This is a genomic window from Kitasatospora sp. MAA4 (assembly GCF_029893355.1).
GTDB lineage: Bacteria > Actinomycetota > Actinomycetes > Streptomycetales > Streptomycetaceae > Kitasatospora.
Map to the genome: position 1 here is coordinate 1 of NZ_JARZAI010000043.1, position 10995 is coordinate 10995.

The 10995-nt window shown below is 74.8% G+C and carries 6 protein-coding genes; 4 read left to right on the forward strand and 2 right to left on the reverse strand.

The window, feature by feature from the left end:
- Nucleotides 1-115 precede the first annotated feature (115 nt).
- The 3 genes from P3T37_RS34745 to P3T37_RS34755 all read left to right on the forward strand — a co-directional run bounded on the left by P3T37_RS34745 (nucleotide 116) and on the right by P3T37_RS34755 (nucleotide 4626).
- The gene (locus tag P3T37_RS34745; RefSeq protein ID WP_280727947.1) at nucleotides 116-2656 is read left to right on the forward strand and encodes a LuxR family transcriptional regulator; all 2541 of its coding nucleotides are present in this window, start codon (nucleotides 116-118) and stop codon (nucleotides 2654-2656) included.
- Between the two features lie 281 nt (nucleotides 2657-2937).
- Nucleotides 2938-3828 carry a C1 family peptidase gene (locus P3T37_RS34750; protein ID WP_280727948.1) on the forward strand — a complete coding sequence of 297 codons (891 nt, stop codon included), beginning with the start codon at nucleotides 2938-2940 and terminating at the stop codon, nucleotides 3826-3828.
- An 84-nt stretch (nucleotides 3829-3912) separates the two neighbouring features.
- The gene (locus P3T37_RS34755; RefSeq protein WP_280727949.1) at nucleotides 3913-4626 is read left to right on the forward strand and encodes a G1 family glutamic endopeptidase; all 714 of its coding nucleotides are present in this window, start codon (nucleotides 3913-3915) and stop codon (nucleotides 4624-4626) included.
- A gap of 17 nt (nucleotides 4627-4643) precedes the next feature.
- On the opposite strand, the gene P3T37_RS34760 is transcribed toward P3T37_RS34755, so the two are convergent.
- Both P3T37_RS34760 and P3T37_RS34765 read right to left on the reverse strand, forming a co-directional pair.
- Entirely contained in the window at nucleotides 4644-7469 is a 2826-nt protein-coding gene (locus tag P3T37_RS34760; protein ID WP_280727950.1) for an AAA family ATPase, read from the reverse strand.
- Nucleotides 7466-7954, reverse strand: a complete 489-nt coding sequence (locus P3T37_RS34765; protein WP_280727951.1) for an ATP-binding protein — start codon at nucleotides 7952-7954, stop codon at nucleotides 7466-7468. Before P3T37_RS34765 ends, P3T37_RS34760 begins: the two co-directional genes overlap by 4 nt.
- A 145-nt stretch (nucleotides 7955-8099) precedes the next feature.
- Between P3T37_RS34765 and P3T37_RS34770 the strand changes: the two genes are divergently transcribed.
- A complete protein-coding gene (locus P3T37_RS34770) occupies nucleotides 8100-10970 on the forward strand; it encodes an AAA family ATPase (RefSeq protein ID WP_280727952.1) in 2871 nt (956 codons plus the stop codon).
- The last annotated feature ends 25 nt before the right edge of the window (nucleotides 10971-10995 follow it).

Sequence of the window (10995 nt, forward strand, 5' to 3'; positions counted from 1 at the left end):
GGGGGTGGGTGACCCCGGTTTTCTGCGGCTACCATGGGGGGGGGGCGGGGCGTGGGGGGCGCTGGGGGTGCCCCGGGGGGTGGGGGGGGCGGGGGGGCCCCCCCCGGCCGGCGCCGTGGTCCTGGCCGGTCCGGCGCAGCCGGCGCCGGCTCAGGACGGCTCGCTGCCCGGGCCGTTGTGCGAGCTGCGGGAGCTGCTCGACCTGCGGCCGACCGGACTGCTGGTGGTGGAGGACGTGCACCGGGCCGGGCCTGCGGACCGGGCCGAGCTGCGCGGGTTGCTCGAATACCCGCGGGACGGCCTGTGCATCGTGCTGACCTGTCGGCCGGAGGAGCTGGCCGAGCCGGGCCTGGTGCTCGGCGCGGCGCTGGAACTGCCGGCGGAGCTGGCCACCCTGCGGATCGCACTGCGCCCGCTCGACCACCGCGAGGTGCGCCAGCTGGCCCTGGAGGCCATCGGCGAGAGCTGCTCGACGGAGTTCACCACCCGGCTGCACCAGCGTTCCGGCGGGGTGGCGCAGGTGGTCGTGGACCTGCTGGCCGATCTGGCCCCGGGGTCGGAGGCGGACTGCGAGCGCCTGACGGCACGGCAGGTGGACGAGGTCGTACTCCCCGTGCGGCCGGCCGAACTGATCCTGGGGCGCACCTGCGCGCTGACGACGGCCCACCGGCCCATCGCCTGGGCGGCCGCGGTGCTGGACGAGCCGGCCGGGGCGGCCGCCCTGGCCGAGGTCGCCGGTATGCCGGGCGCGGCCGGCCACCTCGCGCTGCTGGCTGCGCTGCGGACCGCCGCGCTTCACCAACTCGGCCAGGACCGCTACGGGTTCCGGGTCCCGATGGCGGCCACCGCGGTGTACCGGACGGTTCCCGGCCCGGCCCGGCAGGCCCTGCACAGCCGGGCCGCGGCGCTGCTGGAGCGGCGGGAACAGGTGCCGTGGGCACAGCTGGCCAGGCACCGTTTCGCCGGCGGGCGCAACCACGACTGGGTGGAGGGCGTGGCCAGGTCGGTCGAGGAGGCAGCCGGGACGGGCGCCCATGAGTCGGTGGTCACGCTCCTCGAGGAGGCACTGGCCGAACCCGGCCTGCCCAACTCCGCCCGGCAGCGACTGGCCCCGACCCTGGCCCGCAGCGCAGTGTTGGGCCTCAGCTCGGAGCAGACGGCGGTGCTGCTGCGCCGCGTCGTCGACGAGGGCGCGCTGCCCGGCGCGGCCCGTGGCGAGATCCGGCTCGGGCTCGGCCTGCTGCTGCTCAACCATCTCGACCAGGGAGTCGAGGCCTATCGCGAACTGATCCGAGCAGCGGAGGAGCTGGAGAGTGACCCGGCGCTGGCGGCACGCGCGCTGGCGGCCCTCGGGGCGGTGGACGTGCCGGGCGTCCCGGTGGCCGAAGGCCTCGACTGGCTGGCCAAGGCGGCGGCCCGGGCGGAGGAGAGCGGGGATGCCGCCGCCCGGACGGCGGTGATGGCCAACCGCATCAGTCTGCTGACCTCCGTGGGGGATTCCGCGGCGTGGCGGCTGCTGGAGGGGCTGCCGCAGAGCAGTGACGATCCGCACTGCCTGCACCACTGCGCCCGGGCGCTGTGCAACGCCGCCGGCGGCGCGTTCTGGCTGGGCGAGTACGGCCGCTCGGCCGACCTGCTGGCCCAGGCCCTGGAGCCGGCGGTCCGCAGCGGGTCGCGGCGGGTCGAGAAGCTCGTGCGGTGGAGCGCGGTGCTGCTGGACTGGGCCACCGGGCGCTGGGACGGCCTGGCCGCTCGCGCGCGGACGCTGGTGGCCGAGGCGGAGAACATGCCGTCGGTCGTCAACGAGGCTCATCTGGTGCTCGGCGTGGTCGCGTTGGCGAAGGGCGACTGGGTGCAGGTCGGTACCTCGCTGGCGAGACCGGACCGGCCGGGCGGCGACGTCCCGCAGGCCGCGGCGGCGGCCGGCGCCCGGATCCGCCTGGCGCTGGCCCGTGGGGACGTGCCCGCCGCCGCCGAACGGGCGGGCGCCGTGTGGGCCGCGCTGCAGACCAAGGCGGTGTGGGCCTGGGCGGCCGGCCCCGCGCCCTGGGCGGTCGAGGCGACCGTGTGCGCAGGTCGGCCGGACGCGGCCCGCGAGATGGTGGAGGAGCTGGCGGCGGGTATCGCGAGCCGCACCGCCCCGCTGGCCGATGCCGCGCTGACCTGGTGCCGGGGCCTGCTCGCCGAGGCGGACGGTGACCTGGCGCGGGCCGCGGAGTGCTACCGCGAGGCCCGAGTCGGCCACCTCGCGCTGCCGCGCCCGTACGAGGCGGCGCTGCTTGCCGAGCGGATCGCCCGCTTGACGCTGGCGGCCGATCTCTCCTCGCCCGATGGACTGGATGAACTACGCCTCGCTGAGGGTGAGTTGGAGAAGCTCGGGGCCTCCTGGGACCTGGCCCGGGTGCGGACGGCGATGCGCGGACACCCGTCGGTCGACCGTCAGCCGGTCGGCCGGCCTTCGTACGGGGATCGCCTCTCGCCACGGGAGCAGGAGGTCGCGGCCCTGGCGGCCGGCGGCCTGACGAACCGTGAGATCGCCACCACCCTGTACCTGTCCCCGCGCACGGTCGAACAGCACGTCGCCCGGGCGATGCGCAAGCTGCGGGTGGCCTCCCGTGCCGACCTGTCCGTCGGGGACGGTCCGGGAGCCGAGTGAACCGCGCAGTACGGAAGCCCGTCGGCACGGATACCCGGTCTTGTTCGACGAACAGTTGCGTAGTGTCCGGGAGTTGACCGTCAATTCGGCGCGCTGCTTTGCTTCTGTTGCCCGGGGCGGCGCCGATTCGCAAGCCGTCCAGGTGGTGCGGAGGAATCGCGCTGACGATTGCTCAGCGATTCCCGATCCGCAGGCATATGACGTCTCATCGCCGTATTTCGGGGAGACGCACGTCCGCTTTCTGTCCTCGTGGACAGATCCGACCAAGGAGTCGAACACCAGTGCGTATCAAGAGCTTCTCCGCCATAGCCGCCGTCCTGGCGCTGTCGTGCCTGGCGCCGGTGGCCAGCGCCGCCGCCGCGACCAGGTCCGACGAGCCGTCCGCGGGCTCCGAGCAGCATGGTCTGGGCCTCAACATCTCCGCCCTGCGGGCCCACGCCTTCGGCGCCGGCGCGCAGGAGGACACGGCGCAGGCGCCCCTCCAGCGCGAGGGTGCCGTGCCGTCCAGCGCGGACCTGACCCAGTACGCACCGACGCCCGGTGACCAGGGGCCGGTCGGTTCCTGCGTGGCCTGGGCCACCGGCTACACCTCGTACGGCCTCCTGATGAACGAGCAGCACATCAGCGGCTTCCCGACGGCGCCCATGTTCATCTACGCGCAGATCGCCCAGGGCAACGACCAGGGCACCTACGCGGGCGTCGCCCTCCCCATGGAGCAGGCGCAGGGGATCGACACCAAGTCCGACTACTGGCAGGGGGACTTCGACTACACCACCCAGCCCGACGCCAACGAGCGCGCGAACGCGGCGAACTACAAGCTGTCCGGCTTCAAGACGCTGCCCGTCAGCGGCCCGGACGCCCGGGCTGCCATCGAGGACGCGATCTCCCAGGGCGAGCCCGTGCCGATCGGCTTCACGGTGCACCAGAGCTTCATGGGGCTGAACGCCCAGAGCGCGTCCAACTACAGCTACCTCCCGGGCAACTCCAGCAGCGACCCGGTGGTCGGCGGGCACGAGGTGACCATCGTGGCCTACAACGACCAGGGGGTGAAGATCGAGAACAGCTGGGGCAGCGGCTGGGGTGACGGCGGCTTCTTCACGGTGCCGTGGAGCTTCTTCAACACCGGCGACGTCGACGAGATCCACGCCGTGGGCGGACTCGTCCAGAACTGATCCACCCGGCCCCTCCCCGGCCGTGCTGCCGGGGAGGGGCCGGCCCGCTCCCGCAACCACGTTCTCGTTCGGAGAGGAATCCTCATGTCCGAGACAAGCTCCGCCCGTCTGCTCGCGGTGGCCGCCGGCCTGGCCGTCGCGGTGCTCGCCGCGCCTGCGGCAGCCGCCGCCACCCCGGCCGGCACCGCCACGTCCGGGATCTGGGCCGGCTACCAGGCCGGCGGCCCTCCCGGCAGCTTCACCTCCGTCTCCGCCTCCTGGGTCCAGCCCGCCGTGACGTGCGGCGCGCAGGACACCTACGCCTCCTTCTGGGTAGGCCTGGACGGCTCCGGCCCGCTGGAGCAGACCGGCACCGAGGCGGACTGCTTCAACGGCCAGCCCGTCTACCGCGCGTGGTGGGAGGTGCTCCCGGCCGCCGAGACGCCGTACTCGGTGACCGTCCAGCCCGGCGACCACCTGACCGGCAGCGTGGTCGACAACGGTGACGGCACGTTCACCATGACCGTGGCGGACAGCACCCAGAACTGGACGCAGAGCACCGTCCAGCAGGGGTCCGCAGGATCGCAGGACAGCACCGCCGAGGTCATCGCCGAGGCACCCCAGCTCGGTGGGCAGCGAGCGAGCCTGTCCAACTTCGGAACGGTGAACTTCACTGGCGCCACCGCCAACGGCGCCCCGCTCGGTAGTTACTCGCCCCTCGAAGTCGTGCTGGGCGACGGGGACGGAGGTGCCGTGCTGGCGCAGCCCGGCCCGATCTCCGCCGGGGACTTCGCCGTCACCTGGGAGAACGGCGGCTGACGCGCCGTCGGCCTCGCTCACGGCGCTCCGAGTGCGGCGGTGACGCCCGTGTCGCACAGGGCTCTTCTGGGGACGCCGAGTTTCTTCAAGGTGTCGGCGACGTGGTGCTCTGCGGTGCGCGGTGACACGCACAGGGCCTGGGCGATGTCCAGGTTGCTGGCGCCGTCGGCGAGGAGCAGTGCGACCTGCAGCTGTCGAGGGGAGAGCTGCCGGTCGCAGCCGCGTCGCCCGCGCGGGCGGGGGAGTGTCAGACCCAGGTCGCGCAGGGTCCGCTGGCAGCGGGAGGCATCCGCAGTGGCGCCCAAGCGTGTGTAGACGTCGGCGATTCGGGCCAACTGCTGGGTCGCGGCGTGCGGTTCGGCGGGCAGCCTGGTGTGGGCGAGGTACTCGTCGGCCTGCGCGGCCTGGTAGGGCCGGCCGGCGGCCTGGTAGATCAGCTGGGCGCGCTGGAACTGCTCGCCGGCCGCAGCGGCGGCGCCGGCGTCCGCCAGCAGCAGTCCGTGGCTGAGGGCGAAGGCGGCGGCCGCGGCGGGGCTGTCGTGGCCGGCGGTGGGGTGTTCGGCATGGGTGACCAGCTGGCGGGCGGCCTCCTGGTGCCCACAGGCCAGTGCGGCTCGCACGGCGACCGGGAGTAGGCCGCCGACCCAGGGGCGCGGTGTGCTGGGCAGGACGTCCGCAAGCGCGGCCCACGCGCCGTGTGGATCTCCCTGGGCCAGCCGGACGTGGGCGATGCCCGCGATGGCGCCGAGTACCTCGCCGGCCTCGGCGGGCGGCTCCTCCAGGGCTGCGGCGCGGCCGAACTCGGCCAGGGCGCGGTTCCACTGCCCGCGCACCGCAGCCAGGTTCCCGCGGACGACGGCGGCGGCCCGGTCGACCCGCGGCGTGCCGCCGGCGTCCGCGGCGAGCGCCGTGACCCGGTCGGCCAGGCCCGTCCACCGGCCGGCCAGCCAGTCGAGGACCAGCAGGCCGGTGCGGCCGCGCAGCTCCAGGTCGGCAGCGCGGCTGCGCCCGCCCAGGTTCTGGCACTCCGTCAGCAGGTCGGCGGCGCGTTCGTCGTGGCCGTGCTCCATCGCGGCGACGCCGACATCGTGGATCGCGCGCGCGTACTCCCGCAGTACCTCGCGATCGGCATCGGAGCGGGGCAACCGGTCGACCAGCGTCCAGACGGCCGGGTCCCCGTCCCGGGCCATCAGGCCCAGCCGGGTGCCCCGCACCGCGGCGTGTGCCACGGGGCAGGACAGCGCCGCGACGGTCCGCTCGGCGTGCTGCAGCCACGTCCGGTACAACCGGGGCTCGCTTCGGGCGAGCCCGGCCATGGCGCGCACGGCCAGTTCCGGTCGGCCGGCCAGCTCTCGCACGGCCTGCCGCAGCTCGGGGGAGCCGGACCGGTCGGCCTGGTCGACCAGGACCAGGCCCAGGGCGAGCCGGATCTCCCCGCGGACCTCCACCGCGAGGCCGGGGTCGGCCAGCAGCCGGCGGAGTTCGTCGGTGTTGGGAGCGACCTCGTCGCCGTCCCGCGCGAGGCGGGCCAGCGCCAGCGCGCAGCGGGCCCGCGAACCGGGGTCGAGCTGCGGCTCGGCCAGGACGGCCCGCAGCAGCGGCCCGGCGGTGCCGCCGTCGCCCCGGGCGGCGGCCTGCGCGGCGGCGGCCTCGGCTTCGGGCAGCCAGTCGGCCAGGTCACCCAGCGCCTTCGCGTGGTAGGCGACCTGCACCAGCGGGGGAGCCGGCTGAGCACCCAGGACCTGGCGGGCGGTGCGGTGCAGGCTCTCGCGGCGCGGGCCGGGGATGTCCTGGTACACGGCCTGCCGGGCCAGGGCATGGCGCAGTCCGTACCGCCCCGGGACGTGCTCGTGCAGCACCGCCGCCCGCAACCCCTCCGCCAGCGCGGCGGGCGCCAGCGCGGCGTCCACTCCGGCGACCTGCGCGAGCGTCCCGCAGCCGGCGGCGGTGCGGAGCACGGCGGCCGCGTGGGCGAGGGCCGTCGCCGCGGGGGACAGGCCCGCCAGCCGGCCCAGGACGGCCTCGGCCAGCGCCCGCGGCACCCTGGCGCGCTCCAGAGCCTCGACCACGTCGCCACCCGGCCGGCCCTGCCTGCTCCAGTCCGCCAGGGTGGCCAGGTCCTCCTGCACGACCAGCGGCAGCCCGGCGCTGCGCTCGAAGAGCGTGCGGGCGACGGCGGGTCCGGCCCAGGAGCCGAGGGCGGTGGACATGCCCTGTACGTCAGGTTCGGTCAGCGCCTCCAGGGCGATCTCCACGCCCGCCGTCCCGGGCGGACGGCGGTAGGGGGTGCCGAGCACCGGAGTGCCGGCCGGGAGGTCCTGGTGCCGGTAGGTCAGCAGCAGTCCGACGTGCTCCGGCACGTCGCGGGCCAGCAGGAACAGCAGATCGCGGGTGGCCGGGTCGGCCCACTGCACGTCCTCGACGACCAGCACCACCGGGCCCAGCGCCGCCAGGATCCCGCGCACCGCGCCCACGATCTGGAAGCGGGCGGCGCGGTGGTCGGCCGGTTCCGGCGGCGCGGGCGGCAGGCGATCGGCGAGCCCGGGCAGCAGGCGGGCCAGCGCACCGGTCTGCGGGGGCAGACGGTCCGGCGCGGACCAGCCGTCGGTCCCGGCGGACACCGCCTCCAGGACGGGCCCGTACGGCAGCGACTCGCGCAGCGGATGACAGCAGCCGGTCAGCACCCGTGTCCCCTGCCGGCGCATCGCGCCGGCGGCTTCGTGGACCAGCTGGGACTTGCCCACCCCGGCCTCCCCTTCCACCAGCGCCACGGCGGGCAGCTGGGACAGCACGTCGCGCAGTCGGGCCGCCTCGCGGCTCCGGCCGACCGTTTCCGCGCTCATCCGAAGCTCCCCTCGCCGACCGGCCCGGCAGCTCGCGCCGCCTCCGCCGTCCGCAGCGTGGCGCCGTGGTCGCCGCCGCCGGCACCCTCCTCGCTGACGGTGCCGTTCGCGAGCGCCGCGACGATCTGCCGGCCGCGGCCGTGCTCGTCGGCCGCGCAGCTGCTGGTCCACTCCCCGTCGTGTGCGGCCGGGCCGCCGTCCATGACGTCGACCTGCAGCTCGGTGCGCCCGTCGGTCGCGTGGGCCTGCAGCCGCAGGGTGGTCGGCGGCAGCGCGTGCTCGACCGCGTTGGTGACCAGCTCGGAGACCACCAGGAGGGCGTCGAAGACCAGCTCCTCCGCGAGTCCCCAGTCGGCCAGCACCTGCCGCGCGTGGTGCCTGGCCTTCGAGGGCGCCGTGGCGTGGTGCGGCAGGCTGTACTCGTCGTGCTGCTCGACCACCGGAGCGGCACTCACGGGAGCGGGCTGAGCGGGGATCGCAGTCATGATCGTTCCAAGCTGTGAGAACCAACTGGTCATGTGATCAGTTCTATGCGGCGCCCGCGTCCGCGACATTAGGGAAACCCCCTAACCCCCGCCCTGGTATCCCCGGCACTCTGCGTGAGTGACACCCGGAACGCATACTGGTTTGGTGGAGTACAGCAGCGCGCTGTACGAGCGCGAAGCCGAGATCGACGCTCTGGCCGGCCTGGTGACCAGGGCCCGGAGCGGGCGGGGAGGCTTTGCTGCCGTCGAGGGGCTGCCGGGCATCGGCAAGAGCAGCCTGCTCGCCGCGGTACACGCCGTCGCCAGGAGCCATGACCTGTGGGTGGCCACCGCCCGCGGCATGGAACTGGAGAGCGACTTCGCCTTCGGCGTCGTTCGACAGCTGTTCGAGCCGCTGCTGGCAGGGAGTGACCCTCAGCAGCGCCGGCAGCTGCTCTCCGGCGCGGCCGGCCAGGCCGACCCCGTCTTCGGGCCGGTCACGACCGGCGACAGCGCCGAGCATGACTTCGCCGTCCTGCACGGGCTGCTCTGGCTCACCACCAACCTGTCCGAGCAGCGGCCGCTGATGCTGCTCGTGGACGACATGCACTGGGCGGACGTCGCCTCGCTGCAGTTCCTGGCCTACTTACTGCCGCGGCTGGACGCGCTCGGCGTGTGCGTGGTGGCGGCCCTGCGGCGCGGCGAGCCCGGCAGCGGGCGCCAGCTGCTGGAGCGCATCACCACCGACCGGGCCTGCCTGCTGCTGCGTCCCCGGGCACTGAGCCCCGCCGCGGCCTTCAGCCTGGTGCGCGGTGAGTTCGCCCGCGGTTCGCCGGCCGAGCAGGTCGACGACGAGTTCCTGGCCGCCTGCCACAGCGCCACGGGCGGCAATCCCCTGCTCCTCAAGGAGACGGTGGCCACACTGATGCTCGAACGCGTCGCGCCGCAGGTCGGCAACGTCGGGCAGGTCGCCGAGGTCGGTCCGCGGGCCGCCGCCCGCTGGGTGTCGCTGTGGACCCGACGCCTCACCCCGGCGGCCCTGGCGCTGGCCCGGGCAGTGGCCGTCCTCGGTGACGGCGTCTCCCTCGAACAGGCCGCAGCACTGGCCGAGCTGCCGCTGACCACCGCCATGCAGGCGGGCGCCGATCTCCGGCGGATCGACCTGCTGCGCGCCGAGCCCGGTCCGGGGTCCCGGCCGGGGATCGGTTACACCCATCCCGTGGTCCGGGCGGCGGTCTATCAGGCGATGGCTCCCGAGGAGACCTGGGCGGCCCACCGGCGAGCCGCCGAGCTGCTCTTCGAGGACGGGGCCGAGGCCGAACAGGTGGCCGCGCACCTGCTGCGCTCGCCGCCCACCGGCCAGCCCCACCTGGTCCCGCTCCTGACGCGGGCGGCACACGAGGCGCGCACCCGCGGCTCCCCGCACGCGGCCGCCACCTATCTGCAGCGCTGCCTCGGCGAGGCGTCGGGCGACGACGACCGCCTGGCGGTGCTGTCCGAACTCGGCCTGACCCTTCAGCTGACCGACACCGAGGCCTCGGTGCGCTACCTGCGCCAGGCGCTGCCGCTCGCCCGGGACGGGCGCCGACACGCCATGATCGCCAGCCTGCTGGGCACCGGCCTGCTGCTGACCCAGCGCATTCCCGAGGCCCTCGACGTGTGGCGGCACGCCCTGGCCCAGCTACCGCCCGACGAGGCGGACCTCACCGCGAGGCTGCAGGCCGACATCCTGTCGATCCCCCTCCTGGAACCGGCCGGCCCCGGCCTGCGCCAGGACATCCTCCGCCAGGTCGGCCGGCAGCGGCAGCGGCAGCCGGGGCTCGCCCCGACCCCGGGTGGGCGCATCCTGGACTGCGTCATCGCCGGACACGACGCCATCGTCGGCGACCCTCGCGCGGTGCCGCGGGCGCTGCGTGCCCTGGAGGACAGCCGGCTCCTCGGGAAGGCCGTCGGCGTCACCCCTGCGGTCCTGGCCTGGTGGGTGCTGATCTGCGCCGACCGGCCCGAGGCGCTTACCAGCCTGGACCTTGCGGTCACCCAGGCCTACCACGAGGGTTCGACCGCCAGCCTCACCTCCGCCCTCACCTACCGCGCCCTCGCCTGGCTGCGCCGCGGCAGCCTGGCCGAGGCCGAGGCCGACGCGCTGGATGCCGTCTCGGCCACCGAGACCTCCGGCATCAGCCTGCACCGCCTCGTCCTCGGCCCGATCTGGGCCGAGGTCCTGATGGAACAGGGCCGGTTGCCCGAGGCCGAGAAGGCGCTGGAGTGGGCGCTGGAAGGCGACACGCTCCCGCTGACCGGCCTCATTTACCACCTGCTGCTGCGCCGCGCCCGGCTCCTGCGCCTGCTGGGAGACATCGGTGGGGCCCTGGAGACCGCCCTGGCCGCAGGCGAGGCCTTCATGGCGGCGGGCGGCCAGAATCCCGCGGTCCTCCCCTGGCAGTCCGAGGCGGCCCTCTGCCTGCACCTGCTGGACCGGGACGCCGAGGCACAGGTGCTGGCCCTGGAGGAGCTGCGGCTGACCCGTGACTGGAGCGCGCCGCTGGCACGAGGCCGCGCGCTGCGGGTGGCCGGGCTCGTCCACCGCGGTGAACCGGGCACCACGTTCCTCGAACAGGCCGTACAGCGGCTGGAATCGACCCAGGCCCGCCTGGAGTACGCCAAGGCCGCCGCCGAGTACGGGGCGTCCCTGCGCCGCGGCGGCCAGCGCACGGACTCCCGGCGTGTCCTCACCGAGGCTCTCGACGTCGCCCGCACCTGTGGTGCGACAGCGCTGATGGAGCAGGTCCTGGCCGAGCTCAAGGCCGGTGGCGGCCGCCCGCGCCGACACATGGTCAGCGGATCCGAGTCGCTGACCCCCAGCGAGATCCGGGTCGCCGAGCTGGCCGCGGCCGGCCGGTCGAACCGCGAGATCGCCCAGACCCTGTTCGTCACGCCCAAGACCGTGGAGGCCCACCTGGCCAGCTCCTACCGCAAGCTCGGCATCACCAGCCGACGCCAACTCGCCGACCAGCTCCCGCCCCCGACCTCGACCTGAGCCCCCGTGAGCGAGACCGACAAGG

What these genes read in the sequence shown, in the direction of transcription:
- P3T37_RS34765 (WP_280727951.1), bottom strand. Translation starts at nt 7,954, where the DNA reads ATGACTGCGATCCCCGCTCAGCCCGCTCCCGTGAGTGCCGCTCCGGTG.
- P3T37_RS34755 (WP_280727949.1), top strand. Translation starts at nt 3,913, where the DNA reads ATGTCCGAGACAAGCTCCGCCCGTCTGCTCGCGGTGGCCGCCGGCCTG.
- P3T37_RS34760 (WP_280727950.1), bottom strand. Translation starts at nt 7,469, where the DNA reads ATGAGCGCGGAAACGGTCGGCCGGAGCCGCGAGGCGGCCCGACTGCGC.